Below are 24832 nucleotides of genomic sequence, written 5' to 3'. Positions count from 1 at the left end.
GGTCAACCCTGTTTGTCTGATGCCGGCTCTGCGTCCTTCGGCGCCTGCCAGCCGCCACCGACGGCCTTGTAGAGGGCGACCTGGTTACTCAGCTGGGCGAGCCGGGTGCTGATGAGCCCCTGCTTGGCGCTGAACAGGGAGCGCTGGGCATCGAGGCGGGTCAGGTAGCTGTCCACCCCTTGCTCGTAACGCACCTCCGCCAGCCTGAAGTAGGTCTGATTGGCATCCACCAGCGCCTGTTGCGCCTGCAGTTGCTGCGCGTAGTCCGCCTGGGCACCGAGGGTGTCCGCGACCTCCTTGAAGGCGGTCTGGATGCTCTTCTCGTAGCTGGCCACCGCCTGCCTGGTCCCCACCTCGGCCACGTCCAGATCCGCAACGCGCTTGCCGCCATCGAAGATGGGCAGATTGATCTGGGGCATGAAGGTCCAGGTGCCGGTGCCGCCGTCAAACAGACCGCTCAACTGGTTGCTGGCGGTGCCCGCCGTCGCGGTGAGCGAGATGGTCGGGAAGAAGGCTGCGCGGGCCGCTCCGATATTGGCGTTGGCCGCCTTCAGGTTGTGCTCCGCCGCCAGGATGTCCGGGCGTTGCTGCAACAGGCTGGAGGGAGCCCCCACCGGGATCGGCGCCAGTTTCACCTCGGCCAGGGTGGCCGGTTGTGCCGCCAGCACCGGAATATCGGTGCCAAGCAGCAGGGCCAGACCATTTCTGTCCTGCTTCACCAGACGCTGGTATTGCGCCTGGCTGACCTTGGCGTTTTCCAGTGCCGTGCGCCCCTGGGCCAGCTCCATCTCGGAGGCGGCACCCAGGCGGTATTTATGCTCGGTCAGGGCATAGCTCTCCTGCTCGGTGGCGAGGGTCGCCTGGCTCAGGGCCAGCAACTCCTGATCCGCCAGCAGGGTGAAGTAGGCATTAGCCACCGAGGCCACCAGGGCGATCTGGGTGCTGCGCTGGGTCTCGATTTGCGCCAGATAGGTCTCAAGAGCCTGATCTTTCAGACTCTGGATCCGGCCAAACAGATCCAGCTCATAGGCGGTGATGCCGATGTTGGCGCCATACTGGCTGCTGATGGTGCCCTGCCCCGTACTACTGAGATCATCGGATCCCTGCTGGCGGGTACCGCTGCCACTGGCGGCCAGGGTCGGCAACTGGGCCGCCCGCTGGATACGGTATTTCGCCTCGTAGGCCTCGACGTTGAGGGCTGCCAGGCGCAGATCCCGGTTGCTCTCAAGGGCGGTGCCGATCAGCGTCTGAAGGGCCGGGTCCTGGAACTGCTGGCGCCAGGGGGCAAGTTCCCCCTTGGCGGCCAGGTCAGCTTGCCAGGAGGCGCCTTGGGGCAGCTCGGGGCGCTGGTAGTCGGGGGCCATGGAGCAGCCCCCCATCATCAGGGTCACGCCCAGGGCGATCAGGGTCTTAGTCATGGTTGATCTCCTTGGTGTGGACACTCTCTTCCCCGGCATGCTTGCGTTCGGTGAAATAGCGCATCACCAGCACGAAGAACAGCGGCACGAAGAAGATGGCGAGCACGGTGGCACTGATCATCCCCCCCATCACGCCGGTCCCGATGGCGTTTCGGCTGCTGGCGCCCGCCCCGGTGCTGATCACCAGGGGCAGTACCCCCAGGATGAAGGCGAGCGAGGTCATCAGGATGGGGCGCAGACGCTGACGCGAGGCCTCCACCACCGCATCCCCAAGCCTCATCCCCTTGTCGTGCAGCTCCTTGGCGAACTCGACGATGAGGATGGCGTTCTTGGCCGACAGCCCGATCGTGGTGAGCAGGCCCACCTGGAAGTAGACGTCATTCTCAAGCCCGCGCAGGGTCGCGGCCAAAATGGCCCCCAGCACCCCGAGCGGCACCACCAGCATGACCGAGAACGGAATGCTCCAGCTCTCGTAGAGGGCCGCCAGACAGAGGAAGACCACCAGGAGCGAGATGGCGTACAGGGCCGGCGCCTGGGAGCCTGCCTGACGCTCCTGGAAGGAGAGGCCGGTCCACTCGATACCGATCCCTTCCGGCAACTGTTTCACCATCTCCTCGATGGCCGCCATGGCGTCACCCGTACTCTTGCCAGGGGCCGCCTCACCGACGATCTCCATGGCGGAGACACCGTTGTAGCGCTCAAGACGGGGCGAGCCGAAGCTCCACTCCGTGCTGGCAAAGGCGGAGAAGGGCACCATCTGGCCCGCGCTGTTGCGCACGTACCACAGCTTCAGATCTTCCGGGTTCATCCGGAAAGGGGCATCCGCCTGCAGATAGACCTTCTTGACCCGGCCTCTGTCGACGAAGTCGTTCACATAAGAGGAACCCCAGGCCGCCGACAGGGTGTTGTTGATGTCGGTGATGGAGAGCCCCTGGGCCAGCGCCTTCTCGTAATCGATCTTGATGTCGAGCTGGGGCGTGTCTTCCATCCCGTTAGGGCGTACCCGCACCAGGTTGGGATCCTGCGACGCCATGCCGAGCAGCTGGTTGCGTGCCTGCATCAGCTTCTCGTGACCCAGACCGCCGCGGTCCTGCAGGAAGAAGTCGAAGCCGGTGGCCGTGCCGAGTTCCGGAATGGGGGGCAGGTTGAAGGCGAAGACCTGGGCTTCCTTGATGCTGAACAGGAACCCCATGGCGCGGCCGATGATGGCATTGGCGCTGCGCTCTTCTCCTTTGCGCTCACTCCAGTCCTTGAGCTTGATGAAGGCCATGCCGCTGTTCTGACCGCTACCGGCGAAGCTGAAGCCCGCCACCGTCAGCACGGAGTCCACGTTCTCCTTCTCGTTCTCGAGGAAGTAGTCGCGCATCTCCCCGAGCACCACCTCGGTCCGCTCCTTGGTCGCCCCCACCGGGAGCTGCACCATGGACATGATGACCCCCTGATCCTCTTCCGGCAGGAAGGAGGTGGGCAGGCGCATGAAGAGCACCGCCAGCACCGCCAGCATGGCCAGATAGATGATGCCGTAGCGGGTGCCCTGCTTGATCACCTTGCGCACGCCGTTCTGGTAACGGTTGGCGTTGGTGTCGAAGAAGCGGTTGAACCAGCCGAAGAAACCGCGCTGGGCGCCGAATTCACCGTGCTTCATGGGTTTGAGCAGGGTGGCGCACAGGGCCGGGGTCAGGATCAGGGCCACCAGCACCGAGAGCACCATGGCCGAGACGATGGTGAGGGAGAACTGGCGATAGATGGCGCCGGTAGAGCCACCGAAGAAAGCCATGGGCACGAACACCGCCGACAGCACCAGGGCGATGCCCACCAGGGCGCCGGTGATCTGGGTCATGGACTTGCGGGTCGCCTCGAGGGGGGAGAGATCCTCCTCGCTCATCAGACGCTCCACGTTCTCCACCACCACGATGGCGTCATCCACCAAGAGGCCGATGGCGAGCACCAGACCGAACATGGTCAGGGTGTTGATGGAGAAGCCGAAGGCCGCCATCACCCCGAAGGTGCCGAGCAGGACCACGGGCACCGCGATGGTCGGAATCAGGGTTGCCCGGAAGTTCTGCAAGAACAGATACATGACGCAGAAGACCAGGAAGATCGCCTCGATCAGGGTCTGCACCACCTCCTCGATGGAGATCTTCACGAACGGCGTGGTGTCGTAGGGATAGACGATCTCCATGTTGGCCGGGAAGTACTCGGAGAGTTCACCCAGCTTGGTCCGCACGTGCTCGGCGGTATCCAGGGCGTTGGCACCGGTCGCCAGCTTGATGGCGACGGCGGCGGTGGCCTGGCCGTTGTAGAGCGCGGTCGCGTCGTAGTTTTCACCGGCAAGCTCGACCCGGGCCACGTCCTTGAGCTGGACCTTGGAGCCGTCCTGGTTCACCCGCAGCAGGATGTTGTTGAACTCCTCCACGGTGGAGAGCCGGGTCTGGCCCATGATGGTGGCGGTAAATTGCTGATCGCTCACCGCAGGGGTCCCCCCCAGCTTGCCGAAGGCAACCTGGGCGTTCTGGGCCTTGATGGCGGCCTGAATGTCGGCCGGGGTCATCTGCACCCGGTTGAGCTTGTGGGGATCGAGCCAGACGCGCATGGAGTACTGGCTGCCGAACAATGTGATGTCACCGACCCCGTCCAGACGGCTCAGGGGCTCCTTGATGTTGGCTACCACATAGTCCGCCAGGTCATCGTTGGTCATGGCGCCATCGGTGGAGATGAAGGCGGCCACCATCAGGAAGCTGCTGGAGGTCTTCTGGACCCGCACGCCCTGTTGCTGCACCTCTTGGGGCAGGAGCGACATGGCCTGTTGCAGCTTGTTTTGCACCTGCACCTGGGCGATGTCGGGATCCGTACCCGGCTTGAAGGTGAGGGTCACGCTGACGTTCCCTGACGAGTCGGATTGCGCCGACATATAGAGCAGGTGATCCAGCCCGGTCATGTTCTGCTCGATGATCTGGGTCACCGAGTCTTCCACCGTCTTGGCGGAGGCCCCCGGGTAGCTGGCGGAGATGCCAACCGCCGGCGGGGCGATGGTCGGGTACTGGGCCACCGGCAGGCCGATGATGGCCATGGCCCCGGCCAGCATGATCACCAGGGCGATCACCCAGGCGAAAATGGGTCTATCTATGAAAAAACGTGCCATGAGGCGACTACTCCATCCTACTGCTTGGTTGCCGGGGTCTGTTGTGCGCTGTTGCCGGCACGTTCAGTGGGCGCCACCACGACCCCGGGTTTGACTTTCTGCAGACCGGCGACGATCACCTTCTCGCCAGCCTTGAGACCGGACTCCACCACCCAGCTGTCGCCGGACATGCGGCCGACCTGCACTTCACGCAGTTCCACCTTGTTGTCCGCCGCCACCACCATGACGGTGGCACCGCCCTTGGGGGTACGGGTCACGGCAGTCTGGGGCACCAGCAGGCCTTGCGGGCGCTCGCCCTCCTGCAAGGTGGCGCGCATGAACATGCCGGGCAGCAGCAGTTGATCCGGGTTGGGCACGATCACCCGCAGGGTCACCATGCCGGTCGCCTCGTCCACGGTCACATCGGAGAACTGGAGGGTTCCTTTCTCGCCATACTGGCTGCCATCTTCCAGCTGGAAGCTGACACCGGCCCCGTCCTTCTCCCCCTGGGTCAGCTTGCCCTCGGCCACCAGGCGCTTGAGGCGCAGCAGGTCGGCGGTGGACTGGCGCACGTCCACGTACATGGGATCGAGCTGGGAGATGGAGGTGAGGCTGTCCGCCTGCTGGGCGGTGACCAGGGCACCCTCGGTCACCGCCGACTTGCCGATGCGGCCACTGATGGGGGCCGTGATGCGGGTGTAGGCCAGATTGATGTTGGCGGTCTGCAATGCGGCCTTGGCGGCCCCGATCTCGGCCAGTTGCTGTTTCCAGGCCGCGTCGGCGTCGTCATACTCCTGGCTGCTGATGGCTTTCACCTTCACCAGCTCGGCGTAGCGCTGGGCCTTGAGGCGGGCGCTGCGCTCGTTGGCCTCGGCCTTGGCGAGGTTGGCCTTGGCGGAAGCCACTTCGGCCTGATAGACGGCGGGATCAATCTGATAGAGCAGCTGACCGGCCTTGACGTCGCTCCCCTCGGTGAACAGGCGCTTGAGGATGATGCCGTTCACCTGGGGACGCACCTCGGCCACCCGCAGGGGGGCGGTGCGGCCGGTGAGCTCGGACAACAGTTGCAGGGGGGCCGTATGGAGGGTGACCACGTCCACGGCGGCGGGAGGCATCTCCCCCATGGCCTGCTGGGCCCCGTCCTTGTCACCACAGCCAGCCAGCAGGCCGCTTGCCAGCAAGGCAAGGCCGACCGAACGTGCGAGAATATGTTTATGCATCAAGTCTCTGAACCTCAGTTTCAATCAAAAAGAAGTGACAAAACCACAGGGTTTATAAGGCCCCTGTTGGTAAAACGGCGAAGATGAGGCAATATACATACATTCATGAATGTATGTAAGAAACTTTTTTCACTTTTAAACAGGACCGGAGTCAATGGCCAGACGCACCAAAGAAGAGGCGCAGCAAACCCGCTGCAACATCATGAGCACGGCCCTGGATCTCTTCTGCCAACAGGGGCTGGCACGCACCAGCCTGACCGATATCGCTAAGGCGACGGACCTCACCCGGGGCGCCATCTACTGGCACTTCAAGAATAAAGAAGAGCTGTTCGTCACCCTGTGGGAGGAGCTGTGTGCCCCCCTCGCCCACCAGTTGGATGCCTGCGTCGACGAGGCGGAGCCGGATCCCCTGGGCAAGCTGCGCAGCTTTCTCAAGGAGGTGATGCTCAAGATCAGCACCGAGCCCGCCCACCAGCAGATGTTCACCATCATGTTCAATCTGGAATCCATGGAGGGAGAGGCCGCCGTCATGCGCGAGCACATGCACCTGCAATCCATGAATTTCTTCCGGGATCTGGAGATCACCCTGGCCAATGCCGTGCGTCGCGGCCAACTGCCCGAGGGGCTGGATCTGCGCCGCGCCGCCACCCTGCTCCACTGCACCCTGGACGGCTACATCATCAACTGGCTGCACTTCCCGGATCGCATCGATCTGATTGAGGAGTCGGACTTTCTCCTCGATACCCTGTTCACCCTCATCGCGAGCCCCACCCTTCGCCGCCACCCCTGAGTCGGCAAGACGCGCCGCCCCCGCCAATGCTCAACAGCCGGGGGCAAACCTGCTAGAGTAACGCCCCCCACCACGATGAGCCCGACACCCTTGCCACACGCCCCCGCGCCGGCGCACGACGCCGCCCCTCGCCCCGCCCCCGTGGCAGGCGCCCATGCCCTCTTCCTGGCCCTGCTGGGCAGCGGCCGTCATCTGCTGGAGGCCGGTTGCGGGGCAGGAGAGGATCTGCGCCTCTTTCGCCAGCAAGGCCTCACCGTGACCGCCTTCGATGCGAGCCGGGCGCAGGCCGCCGCCGCCTCGCGCCTGTGCGGCCAGCCGGTGCGGGTCTGCCGCTTTGAGCAGATGCAAAGCGTCGTTCCCTATGACGGCATCTGGGCCAGCGGCTCCCTCCCCTGTCTGCCCGAACACGAGATAGCCCCGGCGCTCGGTCATCTGGCCACCCTGCTCAAGGCCGGGGGCCCCCTCTACGCCTCCTTCCCCCACGGGGAGGGCGAACCGCTGCCACGGTCGGGGGAATATCCCCTGCAGACCCGGCTCGACGAGGCGGGGCTGCGACGCCTGATCGCTCCCCTCCCCTTTACCCTGCACCATGGCTGGGTGGGGGAAGATGAAGTGAACGGCCCCTGGCTGCACGCCTTGCTGGTGCGGCGCTGATCCGCGAAAGCCCCCGGGGACAGTGACACCTCACGGCATTCAGCCCGTTAACAATATTTAACCCTGAGTTAACCACCATAAAGCAGACAAGATGCGGTGTTTGTGTTAAAAAGCGGCATTAAAATCAAAATTAAATAACAAATCAGACACCAACACCTGGATTCCCCCATGAAACTCGTTCTCAATCTGGTTGCCGGTATCCTCACCGGCCTGCTGCTCGGTCTCTATGCCCCCGAATGGGTCGCCCGCGTGCTGTTCACCGCCAAGACGGTGATAGGCCAGCTCATCACCTTCACCATCCCGCTCATCATCCTCTTCTTCATCATGAGCGGCATCGCCAGCCTGCCGAAGAACTCCGGCAAGCTGCTGGGCAAGACGGTGGGGCTCTCCTACTGCTCCACCATACTGGCGGGCCTGTTCGCCTTCACCGTGGCGAGCCACCTGATCCCGCACCTGACCACGGCCGCCGAGCCCACCGCCGAGTCAGCCACCAAGCTCGCTTCCTACATCAACCTCGAGATCCCGCCCCTGTTCGGGGTGATGTCGGCCCTGGCCGCCGCCTTCGTGTTCGGCATCGGCATCAGCGCCACCCAGGCCACCGACCTGCGCCGGGTCGCCGATCAGGGCCGTGACATCATCGACCGCCTGCTGGCACGCGTGATCATTCCCCTGCTCCCCTTCTACATCGCCGGAGTCTTCGTCGAGATGACGGTGGAAGGCACCGTCTTCGCCACCCTCAAGACCTTCGGAGTGGTGCTGGTGATGGCCATCGTCATGCACTGGATCTGGCTCTGCGTCCTGTTCGTCGGCACCGGCCTCGCCCAAGGGCGCTCCCCCGTCATGCTCATCAAGAACATGCTGCCCGCCTACTTCACCGCCCTTGGCACCATGTCCAGCGCCGCCACCATTCCGGTGGCCCTGCAAGCCAGCAAGCGCAACGGCGTGAGCGACGGCATCGCCAACTTCACCGTGCCCCTGTGCGCCACCATCCACCTGTGCGGCTCCACCATCACCCTGGTAACCTGCGCCACGGCGGTGATGTTCCTCTCCGAACACCTGGCCATTCCGGGCTACGGCACCATGGTGCCCTTCATCATGATGCTGGGCGTCATCATGATTGCCGCGCCGGGCGCACCGGGTGGCGGTGTCATGTCCGCGCTCGGCCTGCTCACTTCCATGCTCGGCTTCGGTGAGGCCTCCATCGCCCTGATGATCGCCCTCTACCTGGCCCAGGACAGCTTCGGCACCGCCTGCAACGTCACCGGTGACGGCGTCATCGCCCTGTGGGCCGACCGCTTCGCCCGGGGCGAGCCAGCACTCAGCACCGAGCAGGACGCAGCCTGATAGCGCAGGCAATAAAAAACGGGAGCCATCGGCTCCCGTTTTTCGTTGGCGCAAGGGGGCGTCTCAGCCCCGGCGACGGATCACCCCTTCCTGCATGGTGCTCGCCACCAATACCCCATCCCGGGTGAAGAACTGGCCGCGCACCAGACCCCGACCGCCGCTGGCGCTCGGGCTGTCCACCACGTAGAGCAGCCAGTCGTCCAGCCGGAACTCCCGGTGGAACCACATGGAGTGATCGATGGTGGCCACCTGCATGTCCGGCTCCCAGTAGGAGACCCCGTGGGGCTGCAGGGCGGCGAACAGGAAGTGGAAGTCGGAGGCATAGGCCAGCAGGTAGTTGTGGACCCGCTGATCGTCCGGCACCGGGCCATTGGCCTTGAACCAGGTGTAGCGAAGGGGCTCGTGAACATCCGGGCGAATGGGGTCCACCAGGGTCACGGGGCGAATTTCGATGGGCTTCTCGCAGAGGATCTTGTCCCGCAGGGCCGCCGGGATCATCTGCTCGTAGGGACGCACCAGCTCCAGCTCGCTCTTGAGCTGCTCGGGGGGCGTGATGCCGCCCGGCATCTTCGCCTGGTGCTCGAAGCCCTCGGCCTCCACCTGGAAGGAGGCGTTGAGGTAGAAGATGGGCTTGCCATTCTGGATGGCCTTGACCCGGCGGGTGGAGACGGTCTGGCCGTCGCGGATGTTCTCCACGTCGTAGACGATGGGCTTGTTGGCATCCCCGGGGCGCAGGAAGTAGGAGTGGAAACTGTGGACCTGGCGGTCGCTTGCCACCGTCTGCTTGGCGGCTGACAAGGCCTGCCCCATCACCTGTCCGCCAAACACGGATCGCAACCCGAGATCCTGGCTCTGGCCCCGAAACAGGCCCTCCTCGATCTTTTCGAGCGCCAGCAACGCCAGCAGCTCATCCAGTACCTTGCTCATTGGTTTCTCCTGTCTTTGTGCGCGAAAGGCTAACAAGCCCGTCCCGGCAGGGCAACAGCTCCCTCGGCAGGGTCGAAAAAAAGAAAGAGAAATTAATGAAAACAAAAATGCATTAGCAAAAGGAATGAAAAAGCCCCCTGCGCCGCAATGCTGTTCAGATAAGCACTTTTTTGACTGATTATTCATAAATTGGATTTGAGTTGAGGGGGCAAGGCTGTGTCCAGTCGATCTTCCTCCAGCCTTTATCCAGCGGGGCTTGCAATAGAAAGAGGGAGGCATCATGCCTCCCTCGCTTTTTTGTCCTGATACTACGTGGACTGGAACTCAAATTCTCTTAAGTGAACAGCATTGCCCCTGCGCCGCCCTCTTTGTCGTACCAGGCCGGGAACATGTCCGGAACACAAAAAAGCCCGCACCTTGGGGTGCGGGCTTGTGGCGTGCCGGGGGCGAGCGGCCCGTGGCGGCGGCTTACTTGCTGCCGGTGCCGGAATTGCGGGTGGAGGAGGTCGGCTTGCGACGGGCGGTGGTGGCACGGGCGCGCGGCTCCTTGCCCTGCATCTCCTTGTGGCGCTTCACGGCGCGACGGATCTGGGCGGCCTGCTTGTGGCGGGTGCTCTTGCCATCCTGCTGCAGATCGACCTTGGATTCGGTCTCGTTGGGCAGGTTGACCAGGCCGCGCAGGTAGTTCACTTCGGGCAGTTTCAGCTCCTGCCAGCCGCCGCGGGGGATGCCGCGATCCAGCTTGACGTCGCCGTAGCGGATACGCATCAGGCGGCTCACCTGTACTTCCTGGGACTCCCACAGGCGGCGCACTTCCCGGTTGCGGCCCTCGGTCAGGGTGACATTGAACCACTGGTTCAGCCCTTCACCGCCGGCCGGCTTGATCTTGTTGAACTTGGCCATGCCGTCTTCCAGCTGCACGCCCTTGCGCAGGCGCTGCAGCATGGCTTCGGTGATCTCGCCAAAGACCCGCACCGCGTATTCCCGCTCCACTTCGTGGCTCGGGTGCATCAGGCGGTTCGCCAGCTCGCCGTCGGTGGTGAACAGCAAGAGACCGGAGGTGTTGACGTCGAGGCGGCCGACCGCAATCCAGCGGGCGCCATCCATCTTGGGCAGACGATCAAACACGGTGGGACGTCCTTCCGGATCGTGGCGGGTGCACATCTCCCCTTCGGGCTTGTGGTAGGCCAGCACGCGGCAGATCACTTCCTCTGCGGCGCGGGTCTTGACCTGGTGGCCATCCACCCGGATCACGGCGTTCACTTCGACGCGATCCCCCAGCGTGGCGACCTTGCCATCCACGCTGACCCGACCTGCGGTGATCAGGGCCTCCATCTCACGACGGGAGCCTTGACCCGCGCGGGCCAATACTTTTTGCAGTTTTTCACTCATCGGGTTTACCTGATTGTTGATCGCTGCCCGCCGACATCGCGGACAACCTTGGCTCTTGTGGGAAGGCCTCGTTGGCCTCCCCACCATGTTCATGCTCAGCACGGCCTGCCAGAGGCTGACCGTCACCGCCCTCGCCCGGCATGAGCGACAAGGGGGCCTGCAGCTCGGGATCCAGCTCGGGGAGCTGCTCCAGACTCTGCAGGTTGAAATAGTCCAGAAATTCACGGGTGGTGGCGAGCAGCTCGGGGCGACCCGCCACCTCCTTGTGGCCGATGCTGCGCACCCAGCCACGTTCCTTGAGGGTGTTGACGATCTGGCTCGACACCGCCACCCCGCGGATGGCTTCTATCTCCGCCCGGGTGATGGGCTGACGATAGGCAATCAGCGTCAGCGTCTCCATCACGGCGCGGGAATAACGGGGAGCCCGCTCGCTCCACAGGCGCGACAGCTCCTCGGCATACTCCTGGCGGGCCTGGAAACGCCAGCCGGAGGCCACCTCTTTGAGCTCGACCCCCCGCTCGCTGTAATCCTGTCTGAGCTCTGCCAGCAGCAGCTGGACATAGCGGCCGGTGACCGGGTAGTCCGAGAGCACGCTGCCCTTGATTTCGCTCACCGTGAGGGGACGCCCCGCCACGAAGATCGCCGCCTCGATCAGGGTCTTCAATCGTTCAGCAGGCAGCGCCACGGTGGACCTCCCGGGTCCACGCCCCTGGCGCCGCCCCTCGCTCAGTGTAGATGCTCATGCTCCTCCCCTTTCCCCTGACTGGCCAGGGCAAAATGGATGGGGCCCAGGGGCTCCGCCTGCAAGATCCAGATCAATTGTTCCTTGCACAGCTCCAGCAGGGCCAGGAAGGTCACCAGCACCCCCATGCGCCCCTCCTCGGCCCGCAGCACCTGCTCCAGGCGCAGGGTCTGGCCCAGGGAGAGCATGGCGAGGATCTCCGCCATCCTTACCCGGGTCGGGATCTGCTCGCGGCGGATCTGGTGATGTTCAAAATGAGTCGCGCGTTTTACCACACTTTGCATGTAAAGGGCGAGTTCAACCAGAGAAACATCGGGCGCCAATGGCTTCAAGGCACCAAAATCCGGCGCCATGGCGGCGGCGACGAAGATCTCCCGCTCCACCCTCGGCAGGGCATTGACCCGCTCCGCCCCCAGCTTGTAGCGCTCGTACTCCTGCAGGCGACGAATGAGGGTGACGCGAGGGTCTTCTCCCTCATCCTCGTCTTCCAGCTCCGGGGCCTTGGGTAGCAGCAGGCGGGACTTTATCTCCGCGAGCCAGGCCGCCATCAGCAGGTATTCCGCCGCCAGCTCGAGGTTGAGACCCTGCATCAGATCCACGTACTCCATGTACTGGGCGGTGATCTGCAGGATGGGCAGGTTGAGGATGTCGAGCTGCTGGCGCCGGATGAGGTAGAGCAAGAGATCCAGCGGCCCCTCGAAGGTGTCGAGAAACACCTCCAGCGCATCGGGGGGGATGAACAAGTCCTGGGGCAGCTCATGGTAGGGCTGCCCCAGCACGGTGGCGATGGGCGGGGGAAGGGAAGCCTCCCCCGTCGTGCCCGCGGGGGTTGTCAGCGCGGGCACGGGGTCGGCAAGATCACTCAAACGGCGTCGGATCCCCGGCACCGCGGCGACGCAGCACGGGCTCGTCGTCGGAGAAGTCCACCACAGTGGTGGGTTGCTCGCCCAGATACCCGCCGTTGACCACCAGATCCAGCTGCTTGCCGAGCTTGTCGGCAATCTCCTCGGGGTCGAACTCCGCCATCTCGGAGCCCGGCAGGATCAGAGTGGTGGAGAGCAGCGGCTCACCGAGGGCCTCGAGCAAGGCCAGCGCGATGTTGTTGGCCGGGACCCGGATGCCGATGGTCTTCTTCTTCTCGTTCATGAGGCGACGCGGCACCTCCTTGGTGGCCTTGAAGATGAAGGTGTAGGGTCCGGGGGTGTTGTTCTTGACCAGCCGGAAGGCGGTGTTGTCCACCTTGGCATAGGTGGAGATCTCCGAGAGATCACGGCACACCAGGGTGAAGTCGTGGTTCGGCTCGATGCGACGGATGCGGCAGATACGCTCCAAAGCATCCTTGTTGCCCATCTGGCAGCCCAGGGCGTAGCCGGAGTCGGTGGGATAGACGATGACGCCGCCGTTTTGCAGGATCTGCACCGCCTGGCTGATGAGGCGAACCTGGGGATTGTCGGGATGTACGTAAAAATGCTGACTCATATGCTCTTCTCGCGATAGGGGGCACGCTCGTTGCCCGCTTCATGGTCAAGGGCCCCTTGGCCCATGACACTACCTTAACCTGTTTGACGCAGACTCGCCTGCATCAAAGATGCCGGCCCGGGGGGTCAGCGGCTGGCCAGCAGGCCCGCATGCTCCTCGGGGGTGAGCCCGAAATGACCGGGGTGACCGAGCCACAGCGGCATCCCCTCCTTGGGGAGCCAGAGGTGGCGGCCAAGCTCGGTCCAGTTGGAGGGGAAGTGAAAATCGGACCCCACCGAAATATAGAGATCGTGCTCCCTGGCCCACTGGCCGAGATTCGCCCGCTCCTGTGGGCTCTGCTGGGGCAGGGAGACCTCCATGGCATCCCCCCCGACGGACTTGAAGGCCACCAGCAACCGCTTGATCCACTTGGCGGTGAGATTGTAGCGGCTCGGGTGGGCCAGCACCGCCAGCCCGCCTGCGGCGTGGATGGCCTCGATGGCCTCCCCCATCCCAGGCCACTCGGCGGGCACATAGCCCTTGTTGCCCCGGCTCAGGTACTTCTTGAACACCTTCTGCATATTGTCGGCCACCCCGCGCGCCACCAGCACCCGGGCAAAGTGGGCCCGGGTCACGGCGGCGTCACCGGCAAGCTGCTTGGCCTCTTCATAGGTGCCCGGGATGAGGCACTTCTCCAGACGACGCCCGATCTCCTCGGCGCGCGCCTCCCGGCGGGCTCGCTGCCCTGCCAGAAAGGCGAGCAACTGGGGATTTTTCTCGTCCACCCCGAGGGCCACGATGTGGATCTCGTGATGCTCCCACCCGGTGGAGATCTCCACCCCGCTCACCAGGCGCAGTGGCAACTGGTCGGCCGAGATGGTCTGGCGCACCTCCTCAAGCCCGTCGAGGGTATCGTGGTCAGTGACCGCTAACACCTCCACCCCTTTTTCGGCGGCGCGGCGCACCAGGTCGGCGGGGCTCAGCACCCCGTCCGAGGCGGTGGTGTGGCAATGAAGATCGAATCTCATCGGCGTGTTTCGCTCTTGTTTGGGACCTGCCTGGAAAAGGCCGGCAAAAAAGCGACTTGACTTGGCCGCGGCTTTATCGTTTTCTGTAGGCACTTCATTGCAAACATCTTTTTACAGGACTCAATCTCATGCAAGCGACTTCCATCCTGACCATCTGGTGGTGGCACACTCCCTGACATGCGGGCGTGTGGTCGTTGCTGTACCTGTAATCTGACAGCAAGTTAAGAACCCAAAGAAAAAGCCCGCTGACCCCAGCGGGCTTTTTTATTATCCGGCAAATGGACCTGTGATGAAACCGACAATTCAGAGAAGCACACTGACATGGCGATGGCGAACTCGCTGACGTGACCCGAACCCGACCCATTTTCAAGAGAGACAGCGCCATGACCATCGGTGACACACAACACATGCAAGGGAAGGCATTATGACAGGCAACAAGACCCGTTTGCCCCTGGGCGAATTCGATACCATCCGGCTCAATGCCCCCTATGTGACAGACCCCCTGGCACTCTATACCCGACTCTGCCAGGACAGACCCAACAACCTGCTGCTCGAATCGGTGGAGATCGACTCCAAGGCCGGCACCCAGAGCCTGCTGCTGGTGGACGCCTGCCTGCGCATCGAGTGCCGCGGCCGCACCGTGCAGGTGCGCCCCCTCGGCGACAACGGCGCCGCCCTGCTGAGCCTGCTGGAGCAGCGCCTGCCCGCCGTCATCACCCAGACCCGGGTGGCGGACGAGCTGCACCTCGACTTCCCGGCGTCCGATCGGGAGCTTGACGAAGACAGCCGCCTCAAGGGCAGCAGCGTGCTGGACGTGCTGCGCACCCTGCAGCGGGAGCTGCAATGCCCGCAGGGCAAAGAGGCCCTCTTCATGGCGGGCAGCTTCGCCTACGACCTCATCGCCTCCTTTGAAGACTTGCCCGAGGTGCCAGAGGGGAGCAACGACTGCCCTGACTACTGCTTCTATGTGGCCGAGACCCTGATCACCATCGACCACATCAAGCAGAGTACCCAGTTGCTGGCCTGCCTGTTCGGCGGCGAAGAGGATGAGCAGCTGGACGCGCGCTACGCCCGCCTGACCGCTCGCCTCGAGTCCTTCAAGCAGGCCTGTCAGCAGCCGCTGCCTGCGCCGCAGGGCTCGGCGCCGCTGACCGGCGTCCTGGCCGTCGACAAGGGGGACAAGCAGTTCTGCGCCGAGGTCGAGAAGCTCAAGGGCTTCATCCGCCGTGGTGACATCTTCCAGGTGGTGCCGTCCCGCAGCTTCTCCCTCCCCTGCCCGGATCCCGTCGCCGCCTATCGCCGCCTCAAGCAGACCAACCCCAGCCCCTACATGTTCTACGTGCAGGACGAGGGCTTCACCCTGTTTGGCGCCTCCCCCGAGAGCGCGGTCAAGTTCTGCGCCAACAGCCGCCAGGTGGAGATGTACCCCATCGCCGGCACCCGCCGCCGTGGCCTCAACCCGGACGGCAGCATCAACCTGGATCTGGACGGCCGCATCGAGCTGGAGCTGCGCCAGGACGAGAAAGAGGTGGCCGAGCACCTGATGCTGGTGGATCTGGGTCGCAACGACATCGCCCGCATCTCCGCCCCCGGTACCCGCTACGTCAAGGATCTGCTGAAAGTGGATCGCTACAGCCACGTCATGCACCTGGTCTCCCGGGTGGTGGGCACCCTTCGCGCCGACCTTGACGCCCTGCACGCCTACCAGGCCTGCATGAACATGGGCACCCTGACCGGTGCCCCCAAGCTGCGCGCCAGCGAGCTTATCCGCATGGTGGAAGGCAAGCGTCGCGGCAGCTACGGCGGCGCCGTGGGTTACCTGAACGGCGCGGGGGAGATGGACACCTGCATCGTCATCCGCTCCGCCTTCGTGAAAGAGGGGGTAGCCCATGTCCAGGCCGGCGCCGGGGTGGTCTATGACTCCAAACCCCAGGCCGAGGCGGACGAGACCCGTGCCAAGGCGGCGGCCGTGCTGGCCGCCATCGCTGCCAGCCATGGCACCTCCCTGCAGGCCCTCAGCGCCCAGCAGGAACAACACAAGGACGTGAGCCATGACTAACATCTTCCTGCTCGACAACTTCGACTCGTTTACCTACAACCTCGTCGACCAGTTCCGCACCCTGGGCTACCCGGTGCGCATCTACCGCAACAGCCTGCAGGCGAGCCGCATCATGAGTGAGATCGACGCCTGCGAAGGGGACGCCGTCCTGGTGCTCTCCCCGGGGCCGGGCGCGCCCCATGAGGCGGGCTGCCTCATCGACCTCATCAAGCTGGCCCGGGGCCGGGTGCCCATCCTCGGCATCTGCCTCGGTCATCAGGCCCTGTGCGAAGCCTACGGCGGCACCGTCGGGGCGGCGGGGGAAATCGTCCACGGCAAGCGCTCCCTCATCGAGCACAACGGCCATGGTGCCTTCGCGGGGCTGCCGAGCCCCTTGCCGGTGGCCCGCTACCACTCCCTGGTGGCCACCTATGTGCCACAAGAGTTGCAGGTGATTGCCCACTATCAGGGCATGCCCATGGCCATCGAGCAGCGTGACGAGCGGGTGCTGGGCTTCCAGTTCCACCCGGAATCCATCATGACCAGCGAAGGGGCCCGCCTGCTCACCCAGGCCCTCGCCCATGTCACCCGTCCAGAAAGCCACGTGCGGTAAGGAAGAGACCATGCATCAACATCTCAACACCCTCTATCAGGGTCAGTCTCTCACCCGCGACGCCGCCCGCGACGCCTTCGGCCAGGTGGTTCGTGGTGAAGTGGATCCCATCGTGCTCGCGAGCCTTTTGACCGCTCTCAAGATCAAGGGGGAGACCCCGGAGGAGATCGCCGGCGCCGCCGAGGCGCTGTTGGCCGAAGCCCGCGACTTCCCGCGCCCGGACTATGCCTTCTGCGACATCGTCGGCACCGGAGGGGACGGCCTCAACACCATCAACGTCTCCACCACCTCGGCCCTGGTGGCCGCCGCCTGCGGCCTGAAAGTGGCCAAGCACGGCAACCGCTCGGTCTCGAGCAAGTCGGGGTCGAGCGATCTGCTCGATAAAATGGGCATCAAGCTCGACATGAGCCCGACCCAGGCCCGCCGCTGCCTGGACGAGCTCGGGGTCTGCTTCCTGTTCGCCCCCCAGTACCACGCCGGGGTGCGCCATGCCATGCCGGTGCGCCAGGCCCTCAAGACCCGCACCCTGTTCAACGTGCTGGGGCCGCTCATCAACCCCGCTCGTCCCAGCTTCCAGCTGATGGGGGTCTATGCCCCCGAGCTGGTGCGCCCCATCGCCGAAACCCTGCTGGCACTCGGCCTGAAAACCGGTATGGTGGTGCACGGCGCCGGTCTCGACGAGATTGCCATCCACGGCCCGACCCAGGTGGCGGAAATCCGTGACGGCGAAATTCGCGAGTACTTGCTCACCCCGGCGGACTTTGGCCTCGACACCTACCCGGTCAGCGCCATCCAGGGCGGTGAGCCCGAGGAGAACCGCGCCATCACCGCCGCCATCCTGGAAGGACGCGGCAGCCCGGCCCACAACGCCGCCATCGCCGCCAACGTGGCGCCGCTCCTGGTCATGGCGGGCGAGGCCCCGGACTTTAGGCAGGCCGCCGCCCGGGTGCTGGCGGTGCTGGCAAGCGGCCAGGCCGCCCTCCTCGCCCGGGATCTCGCCACCCTGAGCCATCAGGAGGCATGATGTCAGCCACCACCGCAGCGTGCCCCAGGGGCACTCACCCAGAACGCCCGACGGGCAACAGCCAGCTTCGCAAGGATAACGAGATGTCAGATGTCATTGCTCCCCACGCCTTTCTGAACATGGCCTCCATCAGCCAGACCATTCTCGGCAAGATCGTGGCGGCCAAGCAGGAGTGGGTCGCCGCCCGCAAGGAGAGCCAGCCCCTGGCGAGCTTCCAGGACGCGCTCACCCCGAGCGATCGGGACTTCGAGGGGGATCTGCGCCAAGGCTCCACCCGCTTCATTCTGGAGTGCAAGAAGGCCTCCCCCTCCAAGGGCTTGATCCGCAACGACTTCAGCCCGGAGGCCATCGCCGACATCTATGGCCACTACGCCACCGCCATCTCGGTGCTGACGGACGAGAAGTTCTTCCAGGGGGATTTCGCCTTCCTGCCCCGGGTACGGGGCCGCGTCCAGCAGCCGGTCCTCTGCAAGGACTTCATGATTGACCCCTATCAGGTCTATCTGGCCCGCCACTATCAGGCGGACGCCATCCTCTTGATGCTCTCCGTGCTCACCGACGAGGGGTATCGCGCCCTGTTCAAAGTGGCGAAAGAATTGGGCCTGGGGGTGCTCACCGAGGTGAGCAACGAGGAGGAGCTGACCCGCGCCATCGACCTCGGCGCCCCGGTGATTGGCATCAACAACCGGGATCTGCGGGATTTGAGCGTCGATCTTGCCCGCACCCGGCAACTGGCGGCCAGGATCCCGGGGGATCGGGTGGTGATCAGCGAATCCGGCATCAACCACCGCGCCCAGGTGGCGGCCCTGCGCCACCACGCCAAGGGCTTCCTGGTGGGATCTTCCCTCATGGCGGAGCCGGATCTGGAGGCCGCGGTGCGCAAGCTCGTGCTCGGCCAGAACAAGGTGTGCGGCCTGACCCGTCCCGAGGACGCCGCCGCCGCCCATCAGGCGGGGGCTGTGTTCGGCGGCCTCATCTTTGTGGCGAAAAGCCCGCGCTACGTGGACATTCCCGCCGCCCGCGCCGTGATGGCGGGTGCGCCGCTCTCTTACGTCGGGGTGTTTCGCAATGCCCAGCCCGCCACCATCGCCAAGACGGTGGATGCGCTGGGGCTCGCCGCCGTGCAACTGCACGGGGATGAAGATGCCGCCTATGTCGAGACCCTGCGCCCCCTGCTGCCGGCAGGCTGCCAGATCTGGAAAGCGGTTGGAGTCACAAGTGGCGAGCCCCTGCCCACCCTCGACTACCCGGCGGATCGCCTGCTGCTGGATACGAAAGTCGGCAGCCAGAGCGGCGGCACCGGTCAGGCGTTCGACTGGACTCTGCTGGCCGGGCTCGACAAGAGCAAACTGATGCTGGCGGGGGGCCTCAACCCCGACAACGCCCTCGAGGCCGCGCAAGTGGGCTGCCTCGGCCTTGATTTCAACTCCGGGGTGGAGAGTGCCCCGGGCAGGAAGGATGCCCACAAGCTGGCGGCCGCCTTTGGCGCCCTGTGCCAACTGTGAGCGCCCCCGTGACTCATTCAACGAATTAATGAACTGCGTTTGCCCATAAGCACAAGGAATAATGTATGACCCTGCTCAATCCGTTTTTCGGTGAATTTGGTGGTATGTATGTGCCCCAGATCCTCATCCCCGCCCTGCTCCAGCTGGAGAAGGCCTTCGTCGATGCCAAGGATGATCCGGCTTTCGTCGCCGAGTTTCAGGCGCTCCTGACCGAGTACGCCGGTCGCCCGACACCGCTCACCCTCACCCGCAATTTGACCAAGGGCACCAAGACCCGCCTCTACCTCAAGCGTGAAGATCTGCTGCACGGCGGCGCCCACAAGACCAACCAGGTGCTGGGTCAGGCCCTGCTTGCCAAGCGCATGGGCAAGCACGAGATCATCGCCGAGACCGGCGCCGGTCAGCACGGCGTCGCCACAGCCCTGGCTTGTGCCCTGCTCGGCCTCAAGTGCCGGGTCTATATGGGCGCCAAGGATTGCGAGCGCCAGAAGCCCAACGTATTTCGCATGAAGCTGATGGGCGCCACCGTCATCCCGGTGCACTCCGGCTCCAGCACCCTCAAAGATGCCTGCAACGAGGCACTGCGCGACTGGGCTGCCAACTATGAAACCGCCCACTACCTTCTCGGTACCGCCGCCGGCCCCCACCCCTTCCCCACTATCGTGCGGGAGTTCCAGAAGATGATCGGGGAAGAGGCCAAGGCCCAGTGCTTCGAGAAGGAGGAGCGCCTGCCGGATGCGGTGATCGCCTGCGTCGGCGGCGGCTCGAATGCCATCGGCATGTTTGCGGACTTTATCGACAACCCTGAAGTGCGCCTTATCGGGGTCGAACCCGGTGGTCACGGCATCGAGAGCGGCGAGCACGGCGCGCCGCTGGGTCACGGCAGCAAGGGGGTCTTCTTTGGCATGCACTCCTTCCTGATGCAGGACAACCAGGGCCAGATCCAGGAGTCCTACTCCGTCTCGGCGGGGCTGGACTTCCCCTCCGTCGGCCCCCAGCACGCCCACCTGGCCGCCATCGGCCGCGCCGAGTACCCCTCGGTGACCGACAAGGAGGCGCTGGACGCCTTCCAGGAGCTGGCCAAATCCGAAGGGATCATCCCGGCGCTGGAGTCCTCTCACGCCCTGGCTCATGCCCTCAAGATGGCCCGCAGTGAACCGGAAAAAGAGCAGGTGCTCATCGTCAACCTCTCCGGCCGTGGCGACAAAGACATCTTCACCGTTGCCGACATCTTTGAAAAAGAAGGAACCTTGTCATGAACCGTTACGCTCAACTCTTCTCCCGTCTGGACAAGGCCAATCAGGGCGCCTTCGTGCCCTTCGTGATGCTGGGTGACCCCACCCCCGAACTGTCCCTGGCCATCGTCGATGCCCTGGTCCAAGGGGGCGCCGACGCCCTCGAGCTCGGTATTCCCTTCTCCGATCCGGTGGCGGACGGCCCCACCATTCAGGGTGCCGCCCTGCGTGCCTTTGCCAGCCACACCACCCCGGACGACTGCTTCGGCCTGCTCGCCCGCATCCGCGCCAAGTACCCGCAGCTCCCCATTGGCCTCCTGGTCTACGCGAACCTGGTCTATGTGCGCCACATCGACGGCTTCTACGAGAAGTGCCAGCAGGCGGGGGTGGATTCGGTGCTGGTGGCCGACGTGCCGGTGCAGATGTGCGCCCCCTACAAGGCGGCGGCCGACAAGTTCGGCATCGACAGCATCTTTATCGCCCCGCCCAATGGCGATGCCGAGACGCTCAAGGCTGTTGCCGAGCTCGGCTCCGGTTACACCTATCTGGTGAGCCGCGCCGGCGTGACCGGTGCCGAGACCAAGGCCGGCATGCCGGTGGAGGGGCTCATCAACACCCTGCGCGAGTTCAACGCCCCCCCCGCCCTGCTCGGCTTTGGCATCAGCGAACCGGCCCAGGTACGTGAAGCGATCAAGGCTGGCGCCGCCGGTGCCATCTCCGGCTCCGCCGTGGTGAAGATCATCGAGACCCACCACCAGAACCCGGAGCACATGCTCACCCGCCTCAAGGAGTTTGTGGAAGGGATGAAGGCGGCGACTAATCGATAAGGTTAGGAATAGGGTCAGCTGTCTGTGGACCTGATATGCCAATTCGCATAACCACGTAAAAGGGAGCCTGACAGGCTCCCTTTTCTATTTCCTTGTTCTGTCGCCAACGAGTGCTACTGCTCCTGGAGATTTGCAGCTACTTCAGGACTCAGTCTCTCCATGGCCCAACCATGTCCTCGGTAATAATCCAGCATGTACAGCAAGTCGCGAACGGCTTCGAGCATTTCGCGTACATCTTCGGTTGTTACTGTTTCTTCACGCCCGTGCACTAGGGAAGGTGCGAATAAGTCATATGGCACGAGAGCATTTACTGGTAACCCATTGATATTAAATGACTAAAATTTTCATTTTTTGTTCGTGGGATACTTGTTCGCACTTTCCCAAGCACTTGCGGTTCTTCATCCTCGCTGAACACATGTATGTAACGCATGAACAGCGAAAACATCTGCTTGGGATCATCGAATTGGATTGCCCCAAATTCCTTTAGCGGCGGCTCAAATCTCCACGGATCTAATCGGTAATATGTTTGGAAAAACATTGCGCATCCCCATAAGCCGTTTTTTCACTGAAACCAAAATTATCACTCTGGTTCAGCGAAAGGAAATTTAGGCCATCGCTCGGTGAAGTGAAGTGCAATGCTGCTCTGCAAGCGACATCCTCCCGGCCCCTCGGCCATCCCCCAGACCATCCCTCACCAACTTTTCCTCTCTAAAAAGTGAACTCCTCTACACTTTTTATCTCAACCAGCACCAGGACCTTAAAAAGTGCACTATCGTACACTTTTAATTGCTGTTTGCTCTTACCATGAGTTAAGGTGTAACAACCTACACTTTTTTTCGTGATCATGATGGCAGACGCATCGTTGCAAGCCGGCCCGAAAGAACTGGATCCCGCCTCCCTGGGGCTGGCGATCCGCGAGAGACGCAAGGCCGCCAGGATGACCCAGGAGGTGACGGCCTCACTGTGCGGCATCTCCAAGAAGACCCTGATCAAGATTGAAAAAGGGGGGGATGTCTACCTCTCGACCCTGCTGCAGGTGATGAAGGCGCTGGGGCTGCACTTGCAACTGGTGCAGGAAGTGGGCTCACAGGTAGCGAGCGGCAACAGCCAACCCGAGGTCGGTGATGATGAATGGTTCTGAGCGCCATCGGCTGGAACTTCGGCTGGGTAACCAGCTGATCGGCCATCTCGAGTATGACTCCAGCCAGGATGCGTTTCAGCTCGGCTATACACCTGAGTGGCAGGCGCGTGGCTTCCCGCTCTCCCCCCCACTGGCGCTGGATGGATCGGCCAGCAGTGCCCAGATCCGGGCGTATCTCGGCAACTTGCTGCCTGAAAATCGCGGGCTGGACCATCTGATTGAGGCGCTCTCCGTTTCGCGCAGCAATCTCTTTGCCCTGATCCACGGCATCGGCCGCGATGTCTCCGGGGCTGTCACCTTTACCCTGCCCGCAGAGCCCGACGTCCCCACCCGGTTTCGCCCCATCACCCCAGAGGAGCTGTTGCTGCGCCTCGAACAGCCCGAGATCTGGCCGCTGGAAGTCTGGGATGGTCGCCCCCGCCTCTCGGTTGCGGGTGTGCAGGCCAAGCTCAACCTGCTGCGACTCGAGGGGGCGCTGGGATTTGGCGAGGGCGAGCTCTGTTCCACCCACCTCCTCAAGTTCGAGCATCACCCTCATCTGGTGATCAATGAGTTCGTGACCATGCGACTGGCCGCACTGCTGGGCATGCCGGTGGCGCGGGTCGAACTGCACAGGGTCGGCCAAGGCGATAAGTCCCACCGAAGCTTGCTGGTGGAACGGTTCGATCGGCGCCTTGACGAGGATGGCTTGAGGGTGCGCCGTCGTCACATGATCGATGCCTGTCAGGGGCTGGGGTTTCCCGTCGCCCGAAAATATGAACGCAACTTCGGTGACGGGCGAGACGTGGCCCATATTCGGGAAGGGGTGAGCCTGCCACGGCTGTTCAGTCTCAGCGCACTTTGCGTCAATCCGGCGCAGGCCAGACTGGACATGCTGCAATGGCTGCTCTTCAACCTCTGCGTCAACAATCACGATGCCCACGGCAAGAACTACAGCTTCTTCGTATCAAAAGCAGGGCTGATGCCCACCCCCTGGTACGATCTGGTCAATGTGGGGCTTTACCCCGAGTTCAACCAGCATCTGGCCATGGCCATAGGCGACGAGTTTGCTCCCGAGGCGGTCAACGCATGGCAGTTGCTGGAGATGGCCGAGGCATGCGAGCTGCCCAAACGCCTGTTGCAGCAGACCTTGCACAAGATGGCCAGCGACATACTGCATCAGCTTGATGCCGCCATCGCCCTGGTTGAGACAGACAATCCCGCCGAGCTGGCTTATCTGGCACGTTACAGAGACGACGTTGAGCACCGTTGCCACCATTTTCAGGCGCAGGCGACGCTGTTGCCCGAGCTGCAACTGTAGCCAGACCTTGTCCACCCCCATGGGACGCAACCCGGCCTTGAGCCCATGACGGGCATTGCCTACAATGACCCACTTTTTATCACACTCAGGTAAATAAAATGAGCGACAACAAACCTGCACTGCCCGACCGTCTGGCGGCCAACCCGCGCAGCCCGCACCATGTGGCAGAGTGCTTCGAGCACGAGATCGGCATTCGCGTAAACGGCAAGGAGCGCACCAATGTCGAGGAGTACTGCATCAGCGAAGGTTGGGTGAAGATCCCCTCCCCCAAGGCCAAGGATCGCTACGGCAACCCCATGCTGATCACCGTCAAGGGCACCGTCGAGGCTTTCTACGCCTAAGCGGCCCTGACCGCGCGCCCCGCCGGGCCCGCCGCCATGCTGTTCAGAACACCGGCCTTGCGCCGGTGTTCTGCTGTTGAGGGCGGCCCAAGGTGACAGGCGCCTCTCTCTTTGTTCTCTTTTACCTTCCTGTTTCTTCCTTTCCCTCCCTTTCTTTCGCCTTTTCCTTTTCATCTGGACCCTGATCCGGCTGGCGAGCCGCCTTTGGCATCCAGGCAGGGCGACACTCTTGTCATCCCTGCCGGTTTACCCAGGCCATCACAGCATCACTCACCCTCGGGAGCGCGACTTGCCGCCCTGCCAGCGTTGCAGCGCAGCCCCCGCCAGCACCAGCAGGATGCCGAGCAGATCGCTCGCGGCCAGCCGTCCGGCCAGGGCATCGAGCAGGGCGCCCCCCGCCAGTTGGCCCGTGACGATGAGCAGGGCGCAGGCCAGGGCGCCGATCCGGCCGATGGCCCAACTGCTGATGGCGACGAAGAGCGCCCCCAACACCCCGCCGAGCAGCAGCCAGGGATCGAGACCGGCGAGCCGCTCCCAGGGTGCCCCTTTGAGGATGAGCAGGGCGCCGAGCAGCCCGAAGCCGAGCAGGTGGTTGGCAAGGGACGCCGTCATGGCGCCCCGAGCGCTGGCGAGGCGGCCATTGAGGGTGCGCGACAGGCTCACCGTCACGCCGTTCAGCAGTCCCAGCAGGATCAAGAGGGTCATGGTGTCTCT

22 protein-coding genes are annotated in these 24832 nt (G+C 63.6%); 12 read left to right on the top strand and 10 right to left on the bottom strand.

All coding sequences use genetic code 11. The annotated features are described in order from the left end of the window. Positions 1-2: 2 nt before the first annotated feature. From I6L36_RS20045 to I6L36_RS20035, 3 genes are read right to left on the bottom strand one after another with little or no spacing between them, the layout of a single operon-like run. The gene (locus tag I6L36_RS20045) at positions 3-1418 is read right to left on the bottom strand and encodes an efflux transporter outer membrane subunit (protein ID WP_043155092.1); all 1416 of its coding nucleotides are present in this window, start codon (positions 1416-1418) and stop codon (positions 3-5) included. Then, positions 1411-4560, bottom strand: coding sequence for an efflux RND transporter permease subunit (locus tag I6L36_RS20040; RefSeq protein WP_125117353.1), 3150 nt, complete (start codon positions 4558-4560; stop codon positions 1411-1413). The genes I6L36_RS20045 and I6L36_RS20040 overlap by 8 nt, the downstream gene beginning before the upstream one ends. 17 nt (positions 4561-4577) lie before the next feature. Further along, positions 4578-5759 carry an efflux RND transporter periplasmic adaptor subunit gene (locus I6L36_RS20035; RefSeq protein ID WP_216986843.1) on the bottom strand — a complete coding sequence of 394 codons (1182 nt, stop codon included), beginning with the start codon at positions 5757-5759 and terminating at the stop codon, positions 4578-4580. A gap of 154 nt (positions 5760-5913) precedes the next feature. Between I6L36_RS20035 and I6L36_RS20030 the strand changes: the two genes are divergently transcribed. The 3 genes from I6L36_RS20030 to I6L36_RS20020 all read left to right on the top strand — a co-directional run bounded on the left by I6L36_RS20030 (position 5914) and on the right by I6L36_RS20020 (position 8547). Next, on the top strand, positions 5914-6549 hold the full coding sequence (locus I6L36_RS20030) for a TetR family transcriptional regulator (RefSeq protein WP_216986842.1): 636 nt from the start codon (positions 5914-5916) through the stop codon (positions 6547-6549). Positions 6550-6639: 90 nt separating this feature from the next. Beyond that, positions 6640-7203, top strand: coding sequence for a bifunctional 2-polyprenyl-6-hydroxyphenol methylase/3-demethylubiquinol 3-O-methyltransferase UbiG (locus I6L36_RS20025; RefSeq protein ID WP_254203449.1), 564 nt, complete (start codon positions 6640-6642; stop codon positions 7201-7203). A 168-nt stretch (positions 7204-7371) separates the two neighbouring features. Continuing rightward, entirely contained in the window at positions 7372-8547 is a 1176-nt protein-coding gene (locus tag I6L36_RS20020; RefSeq protein ID WP_216986841.1) for a dicarboxylate/amino acid:cation symporter, read from the top strand. A gap of 63 nt (positions 8548-8610) precedes the next feature. Here the strand turns inward: I6L36_RS20020 and tesB are convergent, their stop codons facing one another. The 6 genes from tesB to I6L36_RS19990 form a co-directional block, all read right to left on the bottom strand. Beyond that, on the bottom strand, positions 8611-9474 hold the full coding sequence (gene tesB / locus I6L36_RS20015; RefSeq protein WP_041214836.1) for an acyl-CoA thioesterase II: 864 nt from the start codon (positions 9472-9474) through the stop codon (positions 8611-8613). 468 nt (positions 9475-9942) lie between these two features. Beyond that, positions 9943-10866, bottom strand: coding sequence for a 23S rRNA pseudouridine(2605) synthase RluB (gene rluB / locus I6L36_RS20010; RefSeq protein ID WP_039039190.1), 924 nt, complete (start codon positions 10864-10866; stop codon positions 9943-9945). After that, positions 10859-11551: an SMC-Scp complex subunit ScpB gene (scpB, locus tag I6L36_RS20005; RefSeq protein WP_216986840.1), complete on the bottom strand. Its 693-nt coding sequence runs from the start codon at positions 11549-11551 to the stop codon at positions 10859-10861. The genes rluB and scpB overlap by 8 nt, the downstream gene beginning before the upstream one ends. 41 nt (positions 11552-11592) lie before the next feature. Continuing rightward, positions 11593-12474: a ScpA family protein gene (locus tag I6L36_RS20000; protein WP_216986839.1), complete on the bottom strand. Its 882-nt coding sequence runs from the start codon at positions 12472-12474 to the stop codon at positions 11593-11595. Continuing rightward, on the bottom strand, positions 12467-13087 hold the full coding sequence (locus tag I6L36_RS19995) for an L-threonylcarbamoyladenylate synthase (RefSeq protein WP_010673702.1): 621 nt from the start codon (positions 13085-13087) through the stop codon (positions 12467-12469). Before I6L36_RS19995 ends, I6L36_RS20000 begins: the two co-directional genes overlap by 8 nt. Before the next feature lie 125 nt (positions 13088-13212). Next, positions 13213-14094 carry a PHP domain-containing protein gene (locus tag I6L36_RS19990; RefSeq protein WP_010673701.1) on the bottom strand — a complete coding sequence of 294 codons (882 nt, stop codon included), beginning with the start codon at positions 14092-14094 and terminating at the stop codon, positions 13213-13215. Positions 14095-14518: 424 nt separating this feature from the next. Between I6L36_RS19990 and I6L36_RS19985 the strand changes: the two genes are divergently transcribed. From I6L36_RS19985 to I6L36_RS19945, 9 genes are all read left to right on the top strand, one after another. Further along, complete coding sequence (locus I6L36_RS19985; RefSeq protein ID WP_216986838.1) at positions 14519-16153, top strand: anthranilate synthase component 1; 1635 nt, start codon at positions 14519-14521, stop codon at positions 16151-16153. Continuing rightward, positions 16146-16745, top strand: coding sequence for an aminodeoxychorismate/anthranilate synthase component II (locus tag I6L36_RS19980; RefSeq protein ID WP_069785302.1), 600 nt, complete (start codon positions 16146-16148; stop codon positions 16743-16745). Before I6L36_RS19985 ends, I6L36_RS19980 begins: the two co-directional genes overlap by 8 nt. Before the next feature lie 10 nt (positions 16746-16755). Beyond that, positions 16756-17769, top strand: a complete 1014-nt coding sequence (trpD, locus tag I6L36_RS19975) for an anthranilate phosphoribosyltransferase (protein WP_053288294.1) — start codon at positions 16756-16758, stop codon at positions 17767-17769. Continuing rightward, entirely contained in the window at positions 17769-19274 is a 1506-nt protein-coding gene (gene trpCF / locus I6L36_RS19970; protein ID WP_216986837.1) for a bifunctional indole-3-glycerol-phosphate synthase TrpC/phosphoribosylanthranilate isomerase TrpF, read from the top strand. Before trpD ends, trpCF begins: the two co-directional genes overlap by 1 nt. 65 nt (positions 19275-19339) lie before the next feature. Further along, positions 19340-20533, top strand: a complete 1194-nt coding sequence (gene trpB, locus I6L36_RS19965; protein ID WP_041213214.1) for a tryptophan synthase subunit beta — start codon at positions 19340-19342, stop codon at positions 20531-20533. After that, positions 20530-21336 (top strand): tryptophan synthase subunit alpha, encoded by an 807-nt coding sequence (gene trpA, locus I6L36_RS19960; protein WP_124813311.1) that lies wholly within the window; start codon positions 20530-20532, stop codon positions 21334-21336. The genes trpB and trpA overlap by 4 nt, the downstream gene beginning before the upstream one ends. 847 nt (positions 21337-22183) lie before the next feature. Continuing rightward, complete coding sequence (locus I6L36_RS19955; protein ID WP_041213413.1) at positions 22184-22477, top strand: helix-turn-helix domain-containing protein; 294 nt, start codon at positions 22184-22186, stop codon at positions 22475-22477. Further along, a complete protein-coding gene (locus I6L36_RS19950) occupies positions 22461-23777 on the top strand; it encodes a HipA domain-containing protein (protein ID WP_124813919.1) in 1317 nt (438 codons plus the stop codon). The genes I6L36_RS19955 and I6L36_RS19950 overlap by 17 nt, the downstream gene beginning before the upstream one ends. A 98-nt stretch (positions 23778-23875) precedes the next feature. Beyond that, on the top strand, positions 23876-24118 hold the full coding sequence (locus tag I6L36_RS19945; RefSeq protein ID WP_010673692.1) for a DUF3297 family protein: 243 nt from the start codon (positions 23876-23878) through the stop codon (positions 24116-24118). A 270-nt stretch (positions 24119-24388) separates the two neighbouring features. Here I6L36_RS19945 and I6L36_RS19940 read toward each other — a convergent pair whose 3' ends face one another. Further along, a complete protein-coding gene (locus I6L36_RS19940; RefSeq protein ID WP_052815874.1) occupies positions 24389-24823 on the bottom strand; it encodes a DMT family transporter in 435 nt (144 codons plus the stop codon). Between the last annotated feature and the right edge of the window lie 9 nt (positions 24824-24832).

It is taken from the genome of Aeromonas sp. FDAARGOS 1406, from assembly GCF_019048565.1.
GTDB lineage: Bacteria > Pseudomonadota > Gammaproteobacteria > Enterobacterales > Aeromonadaceae > Aeromonas > Aeromonas caviae.
This window is presented reverse-complemented; position numbering and strand designations above follow the sequence as displayed.

Bases quoted from the DNA above. Each gene is read 5' to 3' on its own strand.
- I6L36_RS20045 (WP_043155092.1), bottom strand. From the start codon at position 1,418: ATGACTAAGACCCTGATCGCCCTGGGCGTGACCCTGATGATGGGGGGC.
- I6L36_RS20040 (WP_125117353.1), bottom strand. From the start codon at position 4,560: ATGGCACGTTTTTTCATAGATAGACCCATTTTCGCCTGGGTGATCGCC.
- I6L36_RS20035 (WP_216986843.1), bottom strand. From the start codon at position 5,759: ATGCATAAACATATTCTCGCACGTTCGGTCGGCCTTGCCTTGCTGGCA.
- I6L36_RS20030 (WP_216986842.1), top strand. From the start codon at position 5,914: ATGGCCAGACGCACCAAAGAAGAGGCGCAGCAAACCCGCTGCAACATC.
- I6L36_RS20020 (WP_216986841.1), top strand. From the start codon at position 7,372: ATGAAACTCGTTCTCAATCTGGTTGCCGGTATCCTCACCGGCCTGCTG.
- tesB (WP_041214836.1), bottom strand. From the start codon at position 9,474: ATGAGCAAGGTACTGGATGAGCTGCTGGCGTTGCTGGCGCTCGAAAAG.
- rluB (WP_039039190.1), bottom strand. From the start codon at position 10,866: ATGAGTGAAAAACTGCAAAAAGTATTGGCCCGCGCGGGTCAAGGCTCC.
- I6L36_RS19995 (WP_010673702.1), bottom strand. From the start codon at position 13,087: ATGAGTCAGCATTTTTACGTACATCCCGACAATCCCCAGGTTCGCCTC.
- I6L36_RS19990 (WP_010673701.1), bottom strand. From the start codon at position 14,094: ATGAGATTCGATCTTCATTGCCACACCACCGCCTCGGACGGGGTGCTG.
- I6L36_RS19985 (WP_216986838.1), top strand. From the start codon at position 14,519: ATGACAGGCAACAAGACCCGTTTGCCCCTGGGCGAATTCGATACCATC.
- I6L36_RS19980 (WP_069785302.1), top strand. From the start codon at position 16,146: ATGACTAACATCTTCCTGCTCGACAACTTCGACTCGTTTACCTACAAC.
- trpD (WP_053288294.1), top strand. From the start codon at position 16,756: ATGCATCAACATCTCAACACCCTCTATCAGGGTCAGTCTCTCACCCGC.
- trpCF (WP_216986837.1), top strand. From the start codon at position 17,769: ATGTCAGCCACCACCGCAGCGTGCCCCAGGGGCACTCACCCAGAACGC.
- trpB (WP_041213214.1), top strand. From the start codon at position 19,340: ATGACCCTGCTCAATCCGTTTTTCGGTGAATTTGGTGGTATGTATGTG.
- trpA (WP_124813311.1), top strand. From the start codon at position 20,530: ATGAACCGTTACGCTCAACTCTTCTCCCGTCTGGACAAGGCCAATCAG.
- I6L36_RS19955 (WP_041213413.1), top strand. From the start codon at position 22,184: ATGGCAGACGCATCGTTGCAAGCCGGCCCGAAAGAACTGGATCCCGCC.
- I6L36_RS19950 (WP_124813919.1), top strand. From the start codon at position 22,461: ATGATGAATGGTTCTGAGCGCCATCGGCTGGAACTTCGGCTGGGTAAC.
- I6L36_RS19945 (WP_010673692.1), top strand. From the start codon at position 23,876: ATGAGCGACAACAAACCTGCACTGCCCGACCGTCTGGCGGCCAACCCG.
- I6L36_RS19940 (WP_052815874.1), bottom strand. From the start codon at position 24,823: ATGACCCTCTTGATCCTGCTGGGACTGCTGAACGGCGTGACGGTGAGC.